A 20662-nucleotide genomic window follows, 5' to 3' on the forward strand; every position below is an offset into this window, starting at 1 on the left:
TTCAGCCCCAGGCGCCGACCATCTGCCTGGTGGTCGCGTTGAGCCGGTTGAATGCGTTGATCAGGGCAATCTGGACGACCAGGGCGGCAAGCGCCTTTTCGTCATAGTGCCGGGCGGCCTCGTCCCAGACTGCATCCGGCACCGGATCCGGCCGATCGGCCAACCGGGTTGCCGCCTCGGTCAGTGCCAGCGCGGCGCGTTCGGCGTCGGTGAAGTAGGGTGTCTCCCGCCATGCGGACACGGCAAAGATGCGCTCGTCCTTTTCGCCGGCCTTCTTCAATTCGCGCGCATGCATATCGACGCAGAGGCTGCATCCGTTGATCTGGCTCGCGCGTAAATGGACGAGCTTGCGCGTCACATAGGACAGGTCGGCCGTCTCCGTCGACTTGTCCAGCGCGAGCAGTGCCTGCAAGGCGCCGGGAATGAGCATCACCGGGTTTTTCAACCGTGCTTGCATGGTGGTCTCCTTAGGCGTGTTTTTGCCGGCCGCACATTTAGCTTTCGGTCGGCTATGCTGTTAATCAATCAATAACTCGCTAGCTATGAATCGACATATAGCTGAACGGTTATGGATATGTCAAGCGGCAAAATTGGAGCACCGCCGGCCGCCCTGTCGCGTGTTGAGCCAACAGTTCCGGCTTTCATCGCAGCATACCCGATGCTACCGCTGGGCAGCTGAAATCATCGACGGATCGCCTATGATCGAGACCGAACGCCCTCGCCTGCCGCTGATCGAGATCTGCGTCGAAGGCATGGACGGCCTGCTGGCCGCGCAAGCCGCAGGCGCCGACCGTGTCGAGCTCTGTGCCAGCCTGATCGAGGGCGGCATCACACCGAGCTTCGGCACGGTGCGCACGGCGCTCGAGCTGGCGACGATCCCCTTCCACGTCATCGTGCGGCCGCGCGGCGGCGATTTTCTCTATGGCGAAGCCGAATATCGTTCGATGCTCGCCGATGTCGGCGCGCTTGCCGAGCTCGGCGTCGCCGGTGTCGTCGTCGGTTGCCTCACTGCCGACGGCACCATCGACGAACAGCGCATGAGCGAATTGGTTAAGGCGGCGGGAAGCTTGAACGTCACCTGCCACCGCGCTTTCGACATGACCCGCGATCCGACAGAGGCGCTGGAAGCGCTGATCCGCTGCAAGGTCGGCCGCGTGCTGACCAGCGGCCAGCGCGACACGGCGCTCGAGGGCGCTGACCTGCTCGCCGATCTTGTCGGGCAGGCCGGCGACCGCATCATCATCCTCGGCTGCGGCGGGCTTGATCCCGAGAACATCGGCAAGGTGCGGAGGAGAACCGGGTTGAGCGAAATGCACTTCGCCGCGCTCAAGGACGTCCGGAGTGCCATGCGTTACCGCAACCCGAAGGTCGGCATGGGCGGCACCGACCTCGACCGCGAATACCGCAACACCGTGACCGACGAGGCGCTGGTGGCGGCGACCATCGCCGCTGCCCGGACATGATCCTGGAAGATCGAACAACATGATCGAAGTGCGTTTGCCGATCGAACGGGTTTCGCCGCAGGATGAGCCCGCCATCCTCGCGCTCAACAACGAGTATGCCGCCGAATTGTCGTGGCTCGAACCCGAGCGCCTGTCCTTCCTGCTCGGCGAAGCGTTTTACACGCGCCGCATCGGCACGCTCGAAGCCTTCATCATGACCTTCGACCAGGACGCCAGCTACGACAGCCCGAACTTCCTGTGGTTTCGCCAGCATTACCCGCGGTTCGTCTATGTCGATCGCGTCGTGGTCGCCGCCGCAGCGCGCGGGCGCGGCCATGCCCGCCGGCTGTATGAGGATCTGTTCGAGCAGGCGTCACGCGCGGGCCAGGCGATCGTCACCTGCGAAGTCAATGCCGAGCCACCCAATCCGGCTTCAGACGCCTTCCATGCCGCACTCGGCTTTGCGGAAGTCGGCGACGCGGTAATCCACGGCGGCAGGAAAGTCGTGCGGTATTATGCAAGACGGATCGCCGGCTGAACGGCGGGCACCGTTCGCCCTACCAATTGCGGTTCAGCCAGGAGCGGGCCGGCTTTTCGATGATGTAGTAGCTGCACAGCGCGCAAGCGAACGCCGCCGCAAGCATCAACCACGGCGAACTGCCTTTTATGTCGACGAATTGATAAAAGGGCTGCTGCCAAAGATAGAGCGAATACGACCACAGCCCCAGCATCGTCATCGGCAGGGACGATAGAAACCCGGTCAGATACCGGCTGCTGAAGTCGAGCGAATTGACGGCGAGCGCCAACAGCGGCACCGCGACCAGATAGTGGATGGGGGTTGGCACGGCAGCCATGAAAAGGAGCACAGCCACTACTGAGGCCGCCAGGGCAACATGCGGCCCCTTGAGCAGCGCCGGCAGCCTGTCGTCGGCCTTGAGCAGGCATAACACCGCCGACAGCAGGATCGAGGCGATGTGCACGTCGGTGCGCCAATAGGTGCCCTCGTAGCCTATTGCGAGCACCCGGTAGGAGATGGCGCCGTTTGCCATGGCCAGCACCGACAACGCGCCGAGCAACATGATGACCCGGGATCGCCCCGAGACGACGACGCTGATCAGCGCCAGGATGATATAGGCATGCTCTTCGACGCAGAGCGACCAGATATGGTCGAGCGCGCCGGCGCGGGTGACGAGAATTCCGGCATAGTTGTAGGTGAACGTCAGCGCCGTCAGCGCCGCCTTCCACTTGAAGGCGATGAATGTGCCGGACAAGGCAACCATCGCGGCGACGACAAAAATCAGCAGTGCCGGGTAGATGCGGGAGAACCGGCGCTTGAAGAATTTCTTCAGCGGATAGTATTCGACAAACAGGATCTCGGCCATCAGCCGGCCGCTGAGCACGAAGAAGAATTCGACGCCCAGGACGCCGAGATTGATGCCGGGAACGGGGAAGAAATGGCCGATCAGCACCAGCGCGATCGACAGGCCGCGCCAGCCGTCGAGATAGGCAAGCCTGGTTCTTGCCGAGCTATCGGCCACAGGCCTGGACACGACAAGACGCGTCGCGGAGATGTCCGTCATGCCGGTCCCTTCATTGAACCTGCGAAAGGCGGGCGGAAGGCCGCATTCCTCCAGCTATATTGCAGCGCACCAGAGCTTTGTGCAAGTGCGAGATAACGACACGCCCGAAGTACAGGACGGACCGAAAAGGGGCTCTCACGTCCGTTACTCGAAACCAACGGTCGACAGTCTCAGGCGTTGGCGGCAGGCGCTGCGCGCCATGGCCAGCCTAACGGCAAATGGTACATCTCCATCTTGGCCGGCAGAGCAAAATGTACCGGCGATTTCCGCGGCACCGTGCGGCAGGCCTGCTCTTCCGCCATCCAATGCCTTGCCCGTTTGCCCAAATCGGCCGAATGTGCCGCGGACAGATCCACTGAACAGAGACAGTGCATGACCGGCTTCGTCCTTCCCCTGCCCGCAACCTCGTCGGTGGCCGTGGCCGGCTCGCCGGAGCGTTTTGCGGTGCGCCGGATCTTCTGCGTCGGCCGCAACTACGCCGCTCATGCCCGCGAGCTCGGCAATGACGAGCGCGACCCGCCCTTCTTCTTCACCAAGCCAGGCGACGCAGTGGTCGATGCGGCGGTCGGTTCGGGCACGATTATCCCCTACCCGCCGCTGACCCAAAACCTGCATCACGAAATCGAGCTGGTCGTCGCGATCGGCGGAGCCGGCTTCCGCATCCGGCGCGAGCGCGCGCTGGACCATGTCTGGGGCTACGGCGTCGGCGTCGACCTGACTCGCCGCGACCTTCAGGACGAGGCAAAAAAGGCGGCAAGGCCGTGGGACTGGTCGAAAGCCTTCGACCGTTCAGCGCCCTGCGGCCCGCTGGTTCCGGCGCAAAAATCCGGTCATCCCGACAAGGGCCGCATCTGGCTCGCGGTCGACGGCGAGATCAGGCAGGACGGCGACCTCGCCGAACTGATCTGGCCGGTTCCCGACATCGTCTCGATTTGCAGCGAGGCGCTAGAGCTTAAGCCCGGCGACCTGATCTTCACCGGAACACCGGCTGGCGTCGGCGCCGTCGGGCCGGGCGAAAAGATCACCGGTGGCGTCGACGGCATCGGCGAAATCGAACTGACCATCGGCCAACCGATCCGATGAGCGACATCGTCCTCCATAACTACTACCGCTCCTCGACCTCTTACCGGGTGCGGATCGCGCTGGAGATGAAGGGCCTGTCCTACGACTACGTGCCGCATCATTTGCGCCACGGCGAGCATCTCGAACCCGCCTACCTCGCGGTCAATCCGCAAGGGCTGGTGCCGGCACTGGTCCTAGACGACGGCAGGCTACTGACGCAATCGCTGGCGATCATCGAATATCTCGACGAGACCACGCCTGAGCCACCGCTGCTGCCCACGGATGCGCCTGGCCGCGCCCGCGTCAGGATGCTGGCGCAGATGATCGCCTGCGACATCCATCCGGTGAACAATCTGCGCGTGCTGACCTCGCTGCGCACACTGTTCGGCGCCGGCGACCAGGATGTCGTCAACTGGTTCCGGCACTGGGTCAACGAAGGCTTCCAGCCGCTTGAAAAGATTCTGGCTTCCTCGCCCGAGACCAAGACATTCTGCCATGGCGACACGCCGGGGCTGGCCGACATCTGCCTGGTCGCACAGGTCACCAGCAATGCCCGCTTCGGCGTCGACATGACGCCCTACCCGACGATCTCGCGCATCAATGCCGCCTGCACGGCGCTGCCGGCGTTCCAGAAGGCCGCGCCTGAGAACCAGATCGATGCCGAATAGACCGCAAATCGCAGAAGTCATGAGGAACAGCCGATGAAAGCCGTCGTCTTCGAAAAATTCGGCGAGGCGCCGACGATCCAGACCGTGCCGGATCCGACGCCGGCGCCGGAAGGCGTCGTCATCAAGGTTGAGGCCACCGGCCTCTGCCGCAGCGACTGGCATGGCTGGATGGGGCACGACGACGGCATCCGCCTGCCGCATGTGCCCGGCCACGAGCTTGCCGGCGTCGTGGTCTCCGCAGGAAACCAGGTGACCCGCTGGAGGGGCGGCGAGCGCGTCACCGTGCCGTTTGCCGTCGGCTGCGGCCGCTGCTTCGAATGCACCTCGGGCAACCACCAGGTGTGCGAACATCAGTTCCAGCCCGGCTTCAGCGCCTGGGGTTCGTTCGCCGAATATGTCGCCATCGACCATGCCGATACCAATCTCGTGCGCTTGCCCGACGAGATGGAATTCGCCACCGCCGCCAGCCTCGGCTGCCGCTTCGTCACCTCGTTCCGCGCCATCGTCGACCAGGGCCGGGTGACGCCCGGCGAATGGGTGGCGGTGCACGGCTGCGGCGGCGTCGGCCTGTCGGCGATCATGATCGCCAGCGCCATGGGCGCCAATGTCGTCGCCATCGACCTCACGGACGAGAAGCTGGACTTTGCCAAAAAGATCGGCGCGGTGGCGACGATCAACGCGGCAAAGACGCCGAACGTGGTCAAGGCGGTCAAGCAGATCACCAATGGCGGCGCGCATATGTCGATGGACGCGCTCGGCCACCCCACAACCTCTTTCAACTCGATCGCGAACCTGCGCCGTCGCGGCCGCCACGTGCAGGTCGGCCTGATGCTCGGCGACCATGCCAGGCCGCAGATACCGATGGACAAGGTGATCGCATTCGAGCTCGAAATCCGCGGCAGCCACGGCATGCAGGCGTTTCGCTACCAGGCGATGATGGAGATGATCCGTACCGGCAAGCTGAAACCCGAACTGCTGGTCGGCAAGAAGATCAGCCTCGAAGAGGCCCCGGCCGCATTGATGGCGATGGGCGGCTTCGAAGGCATAGGCATCGGCGTGGTGACCAGATTCTAGATCACGCCCTGAGTCTGGATCAGCGAAACGACGCGCAGACCTCCCGCACGCAGGCTCGCAGCCAGCGTTGTGCCGGATCGGCATCAAGTCGCGGATGCCACAGCATCGAAATGGTAACCTCCTCGATATCGACCGGCAACGGGAAGCTGTACATGCCCGTGCGCGCGCCCAGCGTGTGCCGTTCGGGGACGCTGGCGATCAGATCGGAGGCGCGCGCCATGGCGAGCGTGGCCGAGAAGCTGGAAACCATGCACACGATCGTCCGTTCGAGTCCCAGCCGCTTCAAGGCCTCGTCGATCGGGCCCCTTTCGCGGCCGCGCCGCGAAACGCTGATGTGGCGGCCGGCCGCATAGCATTCCGGCGTCATTGGGCCCTCGCCCAGGCTGTGACCCTCTCGCACCGCTCCGATGAAGCGGTCGCGAAATAGCGCCTGAATGCGCATTTCAGGGCTCGTTTCACTGGCAACCCCGATTTCGAGATCAACCGCCGCGTCACGCAACGACATGTCGTTCTTGTCGGATTTCGGCGCAAAACGCAGTCGCACGCCAGGCGCATCCGCTTCGACTCGGGTCAGAAGACGCGGTGCGAACTCCTCGACGAAACTTTCGTTGGCGCGCAGCGTGAAGACCCTGTCGAGAGCAAAGAGGTCGAGGAGCTTGGCCGGGCGCAGCAGCGCTTCCGCATCCTGAACGACGCGGCCTACCTGTTGCTGCAATTCGAGCGCGCGCGGCGTCGCAACCAGGCCACGGCCGGCCCGGACCAACAATGGGTCGCCTGTCGCCTGGCGCAACCGCGCCAACGTCCGGCTCATCGCCGAGGGACTGAGGCGCAGCCGCCCGGCCGCGCGCGCCACACTGCCCTCGGTCAGCAGCACATCGAGGGCGACAAGCAGATTGAGATCTGGCGACGACATCGACGGACCGTAGCACAGCTCGGCCGCGATGTGGCGTTTCATGCACGAATAAGATGCAAATACTGCGCCTTCCGCCACATCAGGCGAGGGAATAGCGTCCGACAGCTCCGATTGGGGGCTGCCGGCAAAGGAGTTCACCTTGGCATCGACCGCTGAAAAGACCTGGGACGAAGTTGCCCCGGTGAGCGGCGCACGCTCGACCCGATGGGCATTGGCAAGCCTGTCGCTTTCAACGCTGCTGTCGTCGCTCGCCACCAGCATCGCCAGTGTCGGGCTGCCATCGCTGATGCAGGCGTTCGACGCATCGTTCCAGCTCGTGCAATGGGTCGTCCTGGCCTATCTGCTCGCCATCACCACCTTGATCGTCAGCGTCGGGCGGCTCGCCGACATATTCGGCCGCCGACCGCTATTGCTCGGCGGCATTGCCCTGTTCACCTTCGCATCGGTGCTTTGCGGGTTCGCGCCGACGCTCTGGCTGCTGATCGCCGCACGAGCGGCACAGGGGCTCGGCGCGGCCGTCATGATGGCTCTGACGCTGGCCTTTGTCGCTGACGCGGTTCCCCGGGATAAAACCGGCAGCGCCATGGGCCTGCTCGGCGCCATGTCGGCGATCGGCACCACGCTTGGCCCCTCCCTTGGCGGACAATTGATCGCCGGCCTCGGCTGGCGCACGATCTTCCTCATCAATCTGCCATTGGGGATGCTGGCCTTTGCGCTTGCCTGGCGCTTCCTGCCGGCCGGAAAAAAGACGCCAGGTCGGCGCGGTTTCGACGGGATCGGCACGGCTTTGCTCGCGCTGACGCTAGCCGCCTATGCGCTCGCCATGACCCTTGGGCGTGGCAGTTTTGGTTCTCTCAATGTCGGCTTGCTGATTGCCGCAACCGTGGCTGGCCTGCTGTTTGTCATTGCGCAGACAAGGGTCCAGAACCCTTTGATTCAACCTGCGAGGTTCCGCGACCAGGCGTTGAACGCAAGCCTCGCCATGAACCTGATCGTCGCCACGGTGATGATGGCGACGCTGGTGGTCGCACCATTCTATCTGTCGCGCGCGCTTGGGCTAGACGCGGCCATGGTCGGGCTGGTTCTGTCGACCGGCCCTCTGGTTACCGCATTGGCGGCGCTGCCGGCCGGACGCCTGGTCGATCGTTTCGGGGCGAACCGGATGATGATCGTCGGCCTGTTCGATCTCGCTATTGGCGCCTTTGGTCTGTCGCGGGCGGAATTCGGCATTGCCGGCTATGTCGTACCAATCATCATCGTCTGCACCGGCTACAGCCTGTTTCAGACCTCCAACAATTCGGCCGGGATGACGGGCGTCGCATCCGACCAGCGTGGCGTCGTCTCCGGCCTGCTCAATCTGTCGCGCAATCTCGGCCTGATCACCGGTGCGTCGGTGATGGGCGCGGTGTTCGCCTTCGCATCGGCTGGGGAAGGCACTGGCTTGGCAGTGTTGGCACCTGCGGCAGCGGCACGAGGGATGCAGGTCACTTTCCAGCTGGCGACGGGCCTGGTGCTGATGGCGCTGATCCTTGCGGTATTTTCAGCCCGCGCCACGGCCGGGCGAACTGATATCGTTGCCAAGCATCCTTGAGGGTTTCCACCCGGTTCGCATGCAACTCCGGCAACTGGCGCACCTATCTCGCATATCTCTTGGCACCGACGACGCAAAGTACGACGGCGGCGGCGACGGCGATCATGGCGGGACTGACCTGCTCATGCAGCAGCGCTGCCGCCAGCCCGAGGCCGAAGAAGGGCTGCAGCAGTTGCAACTGCCCGACGGCGGCGATGCCGCCTTGCGCCAGGCCGCGATACCAGAACACGAAACCGATCAGCATGCTGAACAGCGAAACATAGGCCAAGCCGATCCAGGCGCCCCTGCCGGCACTTTCGAGCGACGGCGGCAAAGTGATGAACGTCAGCGCCAGCATGAGGGGCAGCGACAGCACCAGCGCCCACGAAATCACCTGCCAACCGCCGAGTTTGCGCGACAGCGCCGCTCCTTCGGCATAGCCCAATCCACACACGATGATGGCGGCCAGCATCAAGATGTCGCCGAGCGGCGAGACCGACAGGCCTTGGGTGACTGCGAAACCGGCGACAAGGGCGCTGCCGAGGCACGAGAACAGCCAGAACGCCGGCTTCGGGCGATCACCGCCTCGAACCACACCGAAGATCGCGGTCGCCAACGGCAACAGGCCGACGAAAATGATGGAGTGAGCCGACGTGATGTGCTTGAGCGCCAGCGCCGTCAGCAGGGGAAAGCCGACCACGACGCCAAGCGCCACGATCGCCAGCGGGAACAGATCTCGCCGCTCCGGACGCTTCTGACGAAAAATGAGCAGCAGCGCCAGGCCGAGGATGCCCGCCGAAGCCGCACGGGCGACCGTTACGAACACCGGATCGAAATCCATCACCGCCACGCGCGTCGCCGGAAGCGAACCGCTGAAGATCAGCACGCCTATGAACCCGTTGACCCAGCCACTCGCCGCCCAACCACTCGCCGCCCAACTACTCGCCGCCCAACTACTCATCGCCTTGTTCATCGATGCCCCGCTCGTTTTCGCCCTCTATCGGGCCGGGCGGTCTGGCTCCGCCAGAGACAATCAGGTACAGTTTGACAAAACCGTCATGGTAGGGCGAGCAGTACGGATGGATGAGCAGACGACAACAGATGAGGGCAGCCGGACGCTTGTCGAAAGCGTCATGGCGACGATCAGGCACAGGATCGCCGCGCGCAGCCTCACACCGGGAATGCGGCTGCCTTCGATCCGGGCGTTCGCCAAGGCCATGCAGGTTTCCAAATCCACCGTGGTCGAAGCCTATGAGCGTCTTGCGGCGGAAGGCATGATCCGCTCGCGGCCGGGCTCGGGCTTCTATGCCGCCGGACCGCTGGCTCCGCTGTCGCTGGCCGAGATCGGCCCCAGGCTTGACCGTGCTGTCGACCCGCTCTGGGTCTCGCGCCAATCGCTGGAAGCCGGCGACGGCGTCCTGAAACCGGGTTGCGGCTGGTTGCCGGCGTCGTGGATGCCCGAGGCCGGATTGCGTCGCGCGCTGCGGACGATGGCCCGCGCCGACGACGCAGCGCTGACCGATTACGGCACGCCGCTCGGGCTGCCGGCGTTGCGACACCTGCTGGCGCGGCGCATGGCCGAGCACGGCATCGAAGCCTCTCCGGACCAGATCATGCTGACGGAATCGGGCACCCAGGCGATCGACCTGCTGTGCCGGTTCCTGCTCGAACCGGGTGACACGGTGTTGGTCGACGATCCCTGCTACTTCAACTTCCATGCCCTGTTGCGCGCCCATCGGGCCAAGGTGATCAGCGTCCCCTACACGCGCTCGGGTCCGGACATCGAACGGTTCGCGCAAGCGCTGAACGAGCACCGGCCGCGCCTCTACATCACCAATTCGGCGCTCCACAATCCGACCGGCGCGATATTGTCCCCGGTCGTTGCCCATCGGCTGCTGAAGCTCGCCGACCAGTCGGGGCTGACGATCATCGAGGACGATATCTTCGCCGATTTCGAACACACACCGGCGCCCAGGCTGGCTGCCTTCGACGGCCTCAGCCGGGTCATTTATATCGGAAGCTTTTCCAAGACGCTGTCGGCATCGGTGCGCTGCGGGTTCATCGCCGCTCCTCGCGACTGGATGGAAGGATTGACCGATCTCAAGATCGCCACGTCGTTTGGCAGCGGTCGGCTTGCATCCGAACTGGTACTGACGCTGCTGAAGGACGGCCTCTATCGCAAGCACGTCGATCTGCTGCGCGCGCGGCTCTCGCGCGCCATGGAAGAAACCGGCACCCGCCTCAGGGCGATCGGCATCGTGCCATGGATAGATCAGCCCGCCGGCATGTTTCTATGGTGCAGGCTGCCGGAGGGGATAGATGCCGCGGACGTCGCCCGCCATGCTCTGTCGGCCAATGTCGTGCTTGCGCCCGGCAATGCGTTCAGCCTGTCCCGTTCGGCCAGCCGTTACATGCGCTTCAACGTCGCCCAATCGGGAGACGACCGGGTTTTCAGGGCGCTTGAACAGGCGATGTCGCGTTGATTGCGCTGCCGCAAAACTGAGGCTGAACTCTCAGGCCCCTGCCCGCTTGCGGCGTGCATAAAGCATGACGAGCGTCTCGGCGGTCAGCGCCGGCCTCTGCTCGCCTTCGATCTCGACCGTATTGGCGGCCTTCATCAGATATTGCCCCGGACCTTTGTCTTCCATCGACAACAGCGTGGTGCGCAGCCTGATTCGCGAGCCGACCCTGACCGGCGCCACGAAGCGCACTTTGTCGAAACCGTAGTTGAACGCGGCCTGCGTGTTTTCAGGTACGATCCCCATCTCGAGCGCCAGCGCGCCGATGATCGACAGAGTCAGATAGCCATGCGCGATCGTGGTGCGGAACGGGCTTTGCCGCTTCGCCCGCTCGGGATCGACATGGATCCATTGATGATCGCCCGTGCATTCGGCAAACTGGTCGATGCGGTGCTGATCGACCAGCGTCCAGTCCGAAACGCCCAACTCCTGCCCGGCCATCGCCCTGAGTTGCTCGAAGGTCGGCGGCGTCCTCGGCCGTATCTGCGTCATTCCTGCTTTCCCGATCGCTTGCCTGTTCCGGACCACGACGGGCCGCCCCTGTCAATTCGCCAGTGCGATTCCAGCCCATAATCTTCGGCCGCGAACCGCCGGTCTTCGCTGCCGGCAAGCGTGCTGCCGGGGAACAGCTTACCTCTTGTCGTGGCCGGCGCGGATCTCCTCCATCGCCTCCTTGATGCGGCTGCGCAGGATTTCAATTGATTCGGTGCCGGACGCCCTTGCCAGTTCGGCCATCTCGCCGGCATTCTTCAGCGCGGTCTCGAAGGATTTCCTGGCGAACGCCGCCTGCTTCTGCATCATTTCCTGCGGATTGCCGGGTGCTCTGTAGCTTTGTGCCATGTGGGTGATTTCGCGCAGCGTGTCCTGCAGCATCTCGCGTTGCCTTGACAACAGCGCCGACGCTCCGGCGGCGCTCGCCCGTGCCGACTTCTCCAGCGCTTCCAGGTTCCTGGCGTGGTGGGCGAGGATCGCCTCGACATCGACATTCGGCAGCTTCAGGTCGCGGCCGAATTTGCCGAACATGTCGATGAAGGACTCGGACTCCGGTCGTTTTGCCATGCTGGTTCTCTCCCCTGTTGCCGCGAACGCCGCCACTGCACGGAAGATAGTGCAGCGAAGCTCAGCGGTCCATTCGGACTAGTCAGCCGACAAGAAACACCCGTTCGGCAGTGTAGAGCACGAGGCCGGCAAGGCCACCGATGATCATGCCGTTGAAGCGGATATATTGCAGGTCCTTGCCGATGTTCATTTCGATAAGCCTTGTCAGTTGCGCGAGGTCCCAGCGCTTGACCTGGTCGGCGATGAACTTCGACACGCCGCTCTTCTGGCTTTCGACGAAGGAGGCCAGCGCCACGATGAACCCCTGGTTCATGTCGGCCCTGATCTGCGCGTCGTCGGCAAGATGGCGGCCGACCTCGACGAACATGGTGGCGAGATGGTCGCGGATCATCGAATTCGGCGCCTTGGCGTCCTGTTCGATGAACAGCCGCAGGCTGTCCCACATATCGCCGGCCAGCGCGCTGAGCTCCGGCCGGGCAAGGAAATCGCGCTTCAGCTTTTCGGCGCGCCTGGCATATTGTTTGGATGTCCTCAGCCGCTCGACGAAGGTTTCGACGAAAAGGTCGAATTCGACTCGCATCGGATGGTGCGGATCGGCCCGCACCTCATCGAGCAGCGAGCCGGCCGACGCAATGATCTTCTTCAACAGATAGGCGTCGGCGCGAAACAGGTTGAACAGCGACGGCAGTTCCTCGCGGATCTTCTCGCGCATCGTCGCCAGCGCCTGCTCGTCGCTCAGGAAGCGGCCGACCACCTTGGTGAACTCGTCGAACAGTTTCTGGTGGCGACGATCATCAGTCAGCGCCGACAGCAGCTCGGCGGCGAGCGGCGCCAGCGGCACCTTTTCGATCTGCTCCAGCATACGGCTGGTGACGAAGCCGCGCAGTCCGGATTGCTCGACCGCCGCCAGCGTCTGCGGCACCAGCCGGCCGACGAAGCGCGACAAATCGGCGGCGCGGTTCGGGTCGGCCAGCCAGTCCGCGACCAGCGCGGAAAAGTCGACCTCGGCGAGCTTTTCGCGCACCGGTTCCGGCGCCAGGAAATTCACCTCGATGAAGCGGCCGAGATTGTCGGCGATGCGATTCTGGTTTTCCGGGATGATGGCCGTATGCGGGATCGGCAGGCCAAGCGGCCGCCGAAACAGCGCCACCACCGCATACCAGTCGGCCAGCCCGCCGATCGTCGCCGCCTCGGCGAAAGCGGCGACGAAGCCCAGCCATGCATGCCGGCTCTCGAGCGATTTCGCCACCGCGAAGATCAGCAGGCAAAACGCGAGTGCTGCGGCGGCGACGAACTTGGTGCGCCTGAGCGCCGAAAGCTTGGCGTCGGCATCGGCGTCGAACCGGACGGACGCGACGGATGCAAATGCCGGGGCTGGTCGTGACATGATGGGCCGCTCCTGATCGTGTATGCGAACTTATCTAGTGCCGCCTGCCCTAGAAAGCGCGCCGCTGGTTCCGGTGCGCGCAATCGTGCACGCAAACTTGACGCCGGAATTCATCTATTATGCAGCGCCAGTCTGGAATTGTTCCAAACTATAGGCCATATTGACGCCAACCACTGTTATGTGAGGACACAATGCGGCTTACCCGTCAGACCAACTACGCCATGCGCATTCTGATGTATTGCGCCGCCAACACAGAGCGGTTGAGCCGCATCCCCGAGATCGCCGCCGCCTATTCGGTATCGGAACTTTTCCTGTTCAAGATCCTGCAGCCGCTGGTCGAAAACGGCCTGATCGAAACGGTGCGCGGCAGGAATGGCGGCGTCAGGCTCGGCCGCGCGGCCGAATCAATCAGCCTGTTCGATGTCGTGCGGGTGACAGAGGAAAGCTTTGCCATGGCCGAGTGCTTCGAGAACGACGCCGCCGAATGTCCGCTGGTCGACAGCTGCGCGCTGAATTCGGCATTGCGCGAAGCGCTCAACGCCTTCTTCGCCGTGCTGTCGCGCTACACGATCGCCGATCTGGTGGCGGCGCGCCCGAATGTGCGCCACCTGCTCGGCATCGACATGCTGGTGCAAAGGGCGCCGGCCGCCTGATTTTTGGTCGCATCTCAATTGGTGAGGTCTGTTGAGATTCAGGTCAGGCCGAGCCGGAGTCGAAGACGGGCGCGAAGCGACCAAAATGGTGGGTTCCGAGAACCGGAACCGAGCGTACGTTTGGGTACGTGAGTACCGGCCTGCGCCGGCCATAGCCTTAACTGCCGCACCTCTCATGAATGCTTCGGCCGGCGAAGGCCGGAAGCGCAGGAAACCGCCATTTGCAGGCCCGACTGCGGCAATACGAACGGCATGTTTGCCGCCGGCAACACGCCGACCTTCAGCCGGCAATCGAAGACCTTTTCGATCAGCTCGTCGCTGAGCACCTGTTGCGGCGAACCTGTAGCGGCGAGCCTGCCGCGATGCATGACGAAAATCCGGTCGGCATACATCGCCGTCAAATTGAGGTCGTGCAGGATGGCGACCACGCCGCCGCCGCGTCTGGCGAAATCGCGGGCGATGTCCATGATGATCAGCTGGTGTTTGATGTCGAGGCTGGACACCGGCTCGTCGAGGAACAAATAGCGCGGCTTGCCGTCGAGCACCGGCGCCCAGACCTGGCAGAGTACGCGAGCAAGCTGCACGCGCTGCTGTTCGCCGCCGGACAGCTCCTGGTAGAAGCGGCCGGCGAAACCGTCGAGGTCGACGCGAGCCAGCGCCCGTTCGGGCAGGCGCTGGTCCTCGCCGGACAGCGCGCCGGAGCGCCCGCCGACCAGGCCCAGCCTGACGATCTCACGCACTGTGAACGGGAAGGACAGCGTCGTCGCCTGCGGCAGCACGGCGCGCAGCGTCGCCGCTTCGAGAGGCTTCATCGCGGATAGATTGCGGCCGTTGACGGTGACCTCTCCCGAATAGCCAAGATCGCCGGACAGTGCTCTGAGGAAGGTCGTCTTGCCCGAACCGTTGGGGCCGACGATGGCCGCGATTTCGCCGGGCCGCGCCTCGAAATCGACATTGGTGACAATGCGCTTGCCGCCAATCGCCACCGAGACATCGCGCGCTTCGATCATAGGCAAACCCTCACAAGTCGATGACGCCGCGCTTGCGCAGCAGGATCCACAGGAAGAACGGCGCACCGGCGACCGCGGTGACGATGCCGATCGGCAATTCGGCCGGGGCCACGATGGTGCGGGCGACGGCGTCGGCCAACAGCAGCAGCGCGGCACCAAGCAGTGCCGATGCCGGCAGCAAATAGCGGTTGTCGGGGCCGATCAGCAGGCGCAGCAAATGCGGCACGACGATGCCGACGAAGCCGATGCCGCCGCTGACCGCGACCGACGCGCCGACCGCTGCCGAGACGCCGACAATCGCGGTGTATTTCAGCCGCTGCACCGGAATGCCGAGATGGCCGGCCGTGGCCTCGCCGAGCGCCAGCGCGTTGAGGCCGCGCGCCAGGAACGGCATTGCCGCCAGCGCCAGCACGATGACCGGCCCGACCGAGCCGATCTTCTGCCAGGTTGCGCCGCCCAGCGAGCCGAGCTGCCAGAAGGTCAGGTCGCGCAATTGCCGATCGTCGGCCATGAAGATCAGGATGCCGGTCAGCGCCATGGCAAGCGCCGCCAGCGCGATGCCGGCGAGCAGCATGGTGGCGACCGAGGTCCGGCCTTGCCGTGTCGCGACCAGATAGAGCAGCAATGTCGTAGCCAGCCCGCCGCAGAACGCAGCCAGCGGCAAAGCCAACGTGCCGAGCGCCGAAGTCAGCGGCGCCAGCATGGTCGAGCCAAGCACGATGACGGTGACCGCACCGAGGCTCGATCCGGCCGAAACGCCGATCAAGCCGGGGTCGGCCAGGGGATTGCGGAACAGCCCCTGCATGACGGCACCGGAGACGGCAAGCGATGCGCCGATCAGCACGCCCAGAATGATGCGCGGCAGACGGATGTCATGGATGATCAGGCGGTCGCGGGCGCTCAACGCCGCGTCGCCGGGCAACGCGCCGAACAGCCAGTTGCGTATGACGCCAATGGCCGAGGCATCGGACGCGCCGGAGGTCAGCGACAACAGCACGGCGATAACCAGCCCGACGCAGAGCAGCACGATGACGAGGCGGGCACGCCGCGAACGGTCACCTGCCGTCGCCATAATGCCCGCCGTACCGGCGATCGAATGTTCGGCCATCGCGCTCAATCCGCGACCTGGCTGCCATAGAGCGAGACGGCGAGATCGTGGATGGCGTCGGCCGTGCGCGGACCGAAGCCGAGCAGGTAGCCGCCGTCCATGCGGATCAGCCTGCGGGCTGCACCCGCCGGCGTCGAAGCCACGGCAGGGTTCGAAAACAATTCGTCATCCGCGGTGGCCGGCCCGGCGTTGTTCATCATCAGGATCACGTCGGGCCTGGCGGTGATGACTGCCTCGTCCGACAATTGCTTGTAGCCGGCAAAGCCGTCGATGGCGTTGATGCCGCCCGAAAGCTTGATGATGCCGTCGGCGGCGGTGTCGCTGCCGGCAGCAAGCAGCTTGCCGCCCTGCATCGACAGCACGAACAGGATGCGCCTGCGCTCCTTGATCGAGGCGGTCTGCTTTTCGGCTGCCTTCAGCTTGGCGTCTATCTGGGCCGCCAGCGCATCGGCCTTGGCCTCGGTGCCAAGCGCCTTGCCGACGATGTGGATCTTTTCGAGAATGCCTTGATTATCATAGCGCTCGGTCACCTCGATGAACGGGATGCTTGATTTCTTCAAGACGTCGACGGCTTCCTTCGGTCCGCTGCCGCGCAGGGCCAATATGCCCGACGGCTTGACCGACAGCACACCCTCCGGCGACAGCTGGCGCATGTAGCCGATATCCGGCAGTTCCACCGCCGCTTGCGGATAGCGGCTGGTCGAATCGCGTGCGACAAGACGATCCTGTTCACCGAGCGCGTAGACGATCTCGGTGATCGAGCCACCAATAGCCACGATCCTCGAGCGATCGGCGAAAGTCGCGATGCCCTCAGCGGCTTGAGCCGTTATCAGCGCGGCGAAGGCCAGGAAAACGGCGGCCGCAGGACCAAGCGCCGACCTGGAGACCGATGCCAGCCTGGAGAAAAGAACCATCGTCGTTTTCCTCAGGCTGCGGTCGGGCTTGGGATACGCGGCAGGTTTTCGGCCAGAAAGCGCCAGTCGTCGCGCTCGCTTTCGCCTTCATGCCGCTTACCGAAGAACTGGATGATCATCTTGCCGTCGGCGCCATAGATTTCGAGCGACGTGACATGGCCGTCCCCGGTCGGCTTGCGCACGGCCCAGACCTCATCGATGTGGTCGGTCCGCAGGTGCAGATGGAAGGTCTCGTCGAGCACGTTGAGCCATGGTCCCATCGGCTTGATCGAGGCGACGGGGCCGGAATGGATCTGGATGCAGCCGCGATTGCCGACAAAGCACATGATCGGCATGGCGCCGGCAGCGGCGTGGTTGAACATGGCGTTCACTGCATCCTTGTCGACCAGCCAGGCGTAGTCCTGGCCGACCATGCGCACCGCCTGTCGGCGGCTGATCTTCAGTGTCTTCAGCATGCCGAAGAACTGGTGCACGTCGGTCAGCCGGCTCCAGCGGTCGCGCAGATCGTCGATGCTCGCCGAATTGTCCGCAGTCTCGGTCTCGTCAGCCGTGCCCGCTGAAATCGCCACCGTCGGCTCCTGGTTCGGCGATTCCAGCCCGGCCACCAGTTTCTGATAGGCGTAGAGGTTGGAGGCTGGCCTGAGATGCACCTTGTGTACCCCCTCGCCTGCGGTGTCGAAGAACTGCAGGCTGCGGCGGATGTCGGCGCCATCGCGCTTTTCCACGGCAAAGCCGTGCGCCCAAACTTTTGGGAAAATACGCAGGTCGATATTTTCGCCGAGCACCATGGCATTGTGATTACCGGTGACAACCTTGTCGTAGACGCCGATCTTCTCGTGCACCGCGCTTTCGTTGCGGGTCAGCGCCATCACCTCACCGACAGCTTCGAGGCCAGTCAAAAGGTCGTTGACACGCGGCTCGACGCGCACGACGCCGTCGCCGCAATGCGCGGCGACCAGTTCGGCCTCCGAAATACCGAGCTGGGCGGCGAGGTCGCGCTCGCGCATTTTCGGATTGTCTGCCCGTGCCCGCCGGATCTCGTGCGGGGCGGGTTTTACGCGCTGGTCCATTTCTGCCACCTACTTGTTGAGGATGAGCTTGCCCTGCCGGGTGATCTTCAGCCGGTACAGCGCACCATGATGCTCGATGCCGATCTCGTGCTCGCCCTGGAACAGCGTGTTGCTGGACAGCGTTCTCACGGCCGATTGGACCCGATCGAAACGGACGGAATTTTCGTCGGAACGGCGGACGCGATAGCGAAAGTCGCTGGGATTGTGCGTGTTCATTGGTTCGATCCCTTTCCTGTGCCGGGCATCTGGCGCGGCGCCTGCGTGAAATGCCGATTCAATTCTTGACTCGAATGATCATGTTATCTAGCAGTGCAATACCGGAGTAAATGAGTCAACATTTAAGACGCCGGACGCGATGAAAAATGCCAGCGAGCTCCAAGCCAGCCAGCATCGAACATGGATTCTTGGAGTTGCAGCATGGGGTTGGCGAATTGGGGACGGCTGGCGGGCAGCGGCCTGACACATTGTTCTATGACAAGCAAAATGGCCGCGTTGCTGGCCGGCGCGGCGGCGATCCCGCTGCTCGCCATACCGGCCGGCGCCCAGCAGGCCGCCCAAGCGGCAGCCGACCAGCAGCAGACTGACCCGTCTCAACAGCCCGAAAAGGTAAAGCCGGCCCCGGCGGGTACCACACTGCTCGACAAGATCCTGATCCTCAGCCGTACCGGCGAGACGGCGATCGAGTCGCTTGCTTCAGCCAGCCATGTCGACGAGGAACAACTTGAGCACCGCATGGCGACCACGCCGAACGAAATGCTGTTCGGTGTGCCCGGTGTCGCCGTCCAGGCCGACGCAAGGCGTGTCAGCTCCAGCATCAACATCCGCGGCCTGCAGGATTTCGGCCGCGTCTCCGTCATCGTCGACGGCGCCCGTCAGAATTTTCAGCGCTCGGATCACGGTACGCAATCGACCTTCTACATCGATCCCGAACTGATCAAATCCGTCGATGTGATCCGCGGCCCGGTCGCCAACACCTATGGCTCCGGGGCGATCGGCGGCGTCGTATTTTTCGACACCAAGGATGCGCAGGATTTCCTCAAGCCTGACGAGACCTGGGCGGCATCCGCGACCGGGCGCTACGAAACCAACGGCGAAGGCTGGACCACCAGCGCCACCGGCGCCTATCGGATCAACGAGAACTGGGACGTGCTCGGCAATATCGTCTACCGCGACTATGACGACTACAAGCATGGCGGCGGCGACACTGTGGCGGGCACTGGCTTCGACGTCTTGAGCGGCCTCCTCAAGACGACCATCCGCCCCAGCGAAAACAGCGAGCTGAAGCTGGGCTGGATCGGCTCGAACGACGGATGGACCGAGACCAGCGGCAGCGCGCCGGTGAACGACGCCGACCTGAAGGCGAATACGTTCACGGCCCGCTACAACATCACCGACGAAGACAAGAGCTGGCTCGACCTCCACATCAACGCATCCTACAACAAGACCAAGCTCGATCTGACGACCCTTGTGGCGCAAAACCGGTTTGATCCGGTCACCGGTCTGCCCGTGGTTTTGCCGGCGGGTTCGAAATCGACGTTCGACATCGGCACCTCCGGCATCGACATTTGGAACACGTCGAGATTCGAGACCGTCGGCATTGCGCATGAGCTGACCTATGGCGGCGACTGGGTTGGCGACGATGTCGAGACAGGCGGCACGGCGGGCGGCGACAGCTTCTATACGCCCTCGGGCAACAGGAACGTCTCCGGCGCTTACGTTCAGGACAAGCTCACCTGGGACTGGCTCGAGATCATCGCCGGGCTGCGCTACGACAGCTACAAGCTTGACAGCGATGTCGGCGAAACCTCTGGCGACCGGCTGTCGCCACGCATCACAGTGGGCATTTCGCCCTTCGAGAGCGCCAGCCTTTCCGGGCTGCAATTCTACGGCACCTACGCTGAAGGCTATCGTTCTCCGTCGCTGTCGGAGACCCTGATCAGCGGCAACCATCCAGCCGGCGTCAGCTTCCCGTTCCTCCCCAATCCCAATCTCAAGCCCGAAACCGGCAAGACCGTGGAGTTTGGCGTCAATTACAGCACCAACGGCGTCATCGAGGCTGATGACGCGCTGCGGCTGAAGGCGGCCTATTTCAACAACAACGTCGACGACTACATTGATGGCGTAACGCTATCACCGTTCGACCCGACCAGCGGCTGCCCGTTCGGCCCGGGCATCCCGATCTGCTTCCAGTATCAGAACTTCGCCAAGGCCAAGATCCACGGTTTCGAGATGGAGGGCGTCTATGATGCCGCCTGGGGCTTTGCCGGGCTTTCGGCGTCGTTCACCGACGGCCATACGATTTCCTATGAAGGCGAACGGGCGGACCTTGTCACCGTCCCTTCCTCCCAGGTCACCGGGCAACTCGGCTTTCGCTTCCTCGAGGACAGGCTGACCGTCGGCGGCGAGGTGCAATACAACGGCAAGCCGCAGGGCAACGCCGTCGCCAAGGACTACACGCTGGTTAATGCCTTCGCCAGCTACCAGGCAACCGACAATTTCAAGGTCGATTTCCGCGCCGACAATCTGTTCGACGTCAAATACGCCAACCCGCTGAACGCATCAACCACCAGTGTTGTCTACGAGCCAGGCGTCACCCTGAAGCTGGCGGCGACGATGAGGTTTGGAGGCTGACA

General features: G+C 63.7%; 21 protein-coding genes. 9 read left to right on the top strand and 12 right to left on the bottom strand.

Annotated features, from left to right (window positions below; translation table 11 throughout):
• Position 1: 1 nt before the first annotated feature.
• Positions 2 to 457 carry a carboxymuconolactone decarboxylase family protein gene (locus tag NKI41_RS21510; protein ID WP_352470362.1) on the bottom strand — a complete coding sequence of 152 codons (456 nt, stop codon included), beginning with the start codon at positions 455 to 457 and terminating at the stop codon, positions 2 to 4.
• Between the two features lie 241 nt (positions 458 to 698).
• On the opposite strand from NKI41_RS21510, the gene NKI41_RS21515 reads away from it, so the two are divergent.
• Together NKI41_RS21515 and NKI41_RS21520 are read left to right on the top strand one after the other, a co-directional pair.
• The gene (locus tag NKI41_RS21515) at positions 699 to 1463 is read left to right on the top strand and encodes a copper homeostasis protein CutC (protein WP_352685049.1); all 765 of its coding nucleotides are present in this window, start codon (positions 699 to 701) and stop codon (positions 1461 to 1463) included.
• A gap of 19 nt (positions 1464 to 1482) precedes the next feature.
• Positions 1483 to 1980, top strand: a complete 498-nt coding sequence (locus tag NKI41_RS21520) for a GNAT family N-acetyltransferase (RefSeq protein WP_352685051.1) — start codon at positions 1483 to 1485, stop codon at positions 1978 to 1980.
• Between the two features lie 19 nt (positions 1981 to 1999).
• Here NKI41_RS21520 and NKI41_RS21525 read toward each other — a convergent pair whose 3' ends face one another.
• A complete protein-coding gene (locus NKI41_RS21525; RefSeq protein ID WP_352685053.1) occupies positions 2000 to 3022 on the bottom strand; it encodes an acyltransferase family protein in 1023 nt (340 codons plus the stop codon).
• A 372-nt stretch (positions 3023 to 3394) separates the two neighbouring features.
• Here NKI41_RS21525 and NKI41_RS21530 point away from each other — a divergent pair, with 372 nt between their 5' ends.
• The 3 genes from NKI41_RS21530 to NKI41_RS21540 are packed head-to-tail and all read left to right on the top strand — an operon-like array spanning position 3395 to position 5826.
• A complete protein-coding gene (locus NKI41_RS21530; RefSeq protein WP_352614016.1) occupies positions 3395 to 4105 on the top strand; it encodes a fumarylacetoacetate hydrolase family protein in 711 nt (236 codons plus the stop codon).
• The gene (maiA, locus tag NKI41_RS21535; protein ID WP_352500892.1) at positions 4102 to 4752 is read left to right on the top strand and encodes a maleylacetoacetate isomerase; all 651 of its coding nucleotides are present in this window, start codon (positions 4102 to 4104) and stop codon (positions 4750 to 4752) included. The genes NKI41_RS21530 and maiA overlap by 4 nt, the downstream gene beginning before the upstream one ends.
• Before the next feature lie 33 nt (positions 4753 to 4785).
• Complete coding sequence (locus NKI41_RS21540) at positions 4786 to 5826, top strand: zinc-dependent alcohol dehydrogenase family protein (RefSeq protein ID WP_352685055.1); 1041 nt, start codon at positions 4786 to 4788, stop codon at positions 5824 to 5826.
• Between the two features lie 19 nt (positions 5827 to 5845).
• On the opposite strand, the gene NKI41_RS21545 is transcribed toward NKI41_RS21540, so the two are convergent.
• Entirely contained in the window at positions 5846 to 6739 is an 894-nt protein-coding gene (locus tag NKI41_RS21545; protein WP_352685131.1) for a LysR family transcriptional regulator, read from the bottom strand.
• A 139-nt stretch (positions 6740 to 6878) separates the two neighbouring features.
• Here NKI41_RS21545 and NKI41_RS21550 point away from each other — a divergent pair, with 139 nt between their 5' ends.
• The gene (locus NKI41_RS21550) at positions 6879 to 8330 is read left to right on the top strand and encodes an MFS transporter (RefSeq protein WP_502901226.1); all 1452 of its coding nucleotides are present in this window, start codon (positions 6879 to 6881) and stop codon (positions 8328 to 8330) included.
• 43 nt (positions 8331 to 8373) lie between these two features.
• On the opposite strand, the gene NKI41_RS21555 is transcribed toward NKI41_RS21550, so the two are convergent.
• Positions 8374 to 9282, bottom strand: coding sequence for a DMT family transporter (locus NKI41_RS21555; protein WP_352685057.1), 909 nt, complete (start codon positions 9280 to 9282; stop codon positions 8374 to 8376).
• Between the two features lie 106 nt (positions 9283 to 9388).
• Here NKI41_RS21555 and NKI41_RS21560 point away from each other — a divergent pair, with 106 nt between their 5' ends.
• Complete coding sequence (locus NKI41_RS21560) at positions 9389 to 10792, top strand: aminotransferase-like domain-containing protein (protein WP_352685059.1); 1404 nt, start codon at positions 9389 to 9391, stop codon at positions 10790 to 10792.
• Between the two features lie 30 nt (positions 10793 to 10822).
• Here the strand turns inward: NKI41_RS21560 and NKI41_RS21565 are convergent, their stop codons facing one another.
• From NKI41_RS21565 to NKI41_RS21575, 3 genes are all read right to left on the bottom strand, one after another.
• The gene (locus NKI41_RS21565) at positions 10823 to 11320 is read right to left on the bottom strand and encodes a MaoC family dehydratase (protein WP_023676428.1); all 498 of its coding nucleotides are present in this window, start codon (positions 11318 to 11320) and stop codon (positions 10823 to 10825) included.
• Between the two features lie 138 nt (positions 11321 to 11458).
• Positions 11459 to 11887, bottom strand: a complete 429-nt coding sequence (locus tag NKI41_RS21570) for a phasin family protein (protein ID WP_352685061.1) — start codon at positions 11885 to 11887, stop codon at positions 11459 to 11461.
• Positions 11888 to 11969: 82 nt separating this feature from the next.
• Positions 11970 to 13274, bottom strand: coding sequence for a DUF445 domain-containing protein (locus NKI41_RS21575; RefSeq protein ID WP_352685063.1), 1305 nt, complete (start codon positions 13272 to 13274; stop codon positions 11970 to 11972).
• A gap of 191 nt (positions 13275 to 13465) precedes the next feature.
• Between NKI41_RS21575 and rirA the strand changes: the two genes are divergently transcribed.
• A complete protein-coding gene (gene rirA, locus NKI41_RS21580; RefSeq protein WP_023676431.1) occupies positions 13466 to 13927 on the top strand; it encodes an iron-responsive transcriptional regulator RirA in 462 nt (153 codons plus the stop codon).
• A 173-nt stretch (positions 13928 to 14100) separates the two neighbouring features.
• On the opposite strand, the gene NKI41_RS21585 is transcribed toward rirA, so the two are convergent.
• From NKI41_RS21585 to hemP, 5 genes are read right to left on the bottom strand one after another with little or no spacing between them, the layout of a single operon-like run.
• A complete protein-coding gene (locus tag NKI41_RS21585) occupies positions 14101 to 14937 on the bottom strand; it encodes a heme ABC transporter ATP-binding protein (protein ID WP_352685065.1) in 837 nt (278 codons plus the stop codon).
• Between the two features lie 10 nt (positions 14938 to 14947).
• Positions 14948 to 16045, bottom strand: coding sequence for a FecCD family ABC transporter permease (locus tag NKI41_RS21590; RefSeq protein ID WP_352685068.1), 1098 nt, complete (start codon positions 16043 to 16045; stop codon positions 14948 to 14950).
• Between the two features lie 5 nt (positions 16046 to 16050).
• A complete protein-coding gene (locus NKI41_RS21595; RefSeq protein WP_352685070.1) occupies positions 16051 to 16959 on the bottom strand; it encodes a heme/hemin ABC transporter substrate-binding protein in 909 nt (302 codons plus the stop codon).
• A gap of 11 nt (positions 16960 to 16970) precedes the next feature.
• A complete protein-coding gene (locus NKI41_RS21600) occupies positions 16971 to 18029 on the bottom strand; it encodes a hemin-degrading factor (RefSeq protein ID WP_352685073.1) in 1059 nt (352 codons plus the stop codon).
• A 9-nt stretch (positions 18030 to 18038) separates the two neighbouring features.
• The gene (gene hemP, locus NKI41_RS21605; RefSeq protein ID WP_352451949.1) at positions 18039 to 18245 is read right to left on the bottom strand and encodes a hemin uptake protein HemP; all 207 of its coding nucleotides are present in this window, start codon (positions 18243 to 18245) and stop codon (positions 18039 to 18041) included.
• Between the two features lie 201 nt (positions 18246 to 18446).
• On the opposite strand from hemP, the gene NKI41_RS21610 reads away from it, so the two are divergent.
• Positions 18447 to 20660 (top strand): TonB-dependent hemoglobin/transferrin/lactoferrin family receptor, encoded by a 2214-nt coding sequence (locus tag NKI41_RS21610; protein WP_502901227.1) that lies wholly within the window; start codon positions 18447 to 18449, stop codon positions 20658 to 20660.
• Positions 20661 to 20662: the final 2 nt, after the last annotated feature.

The organism is Mesorhizobium sp. M0601, assembly GCF_040320845.1.
Taxonomy (GTDB): Bacteria; Pseudomonadota; Alphaproteobacteria; order Rhizobiales; family Rhizobiaceae; genus Mesorhizobium.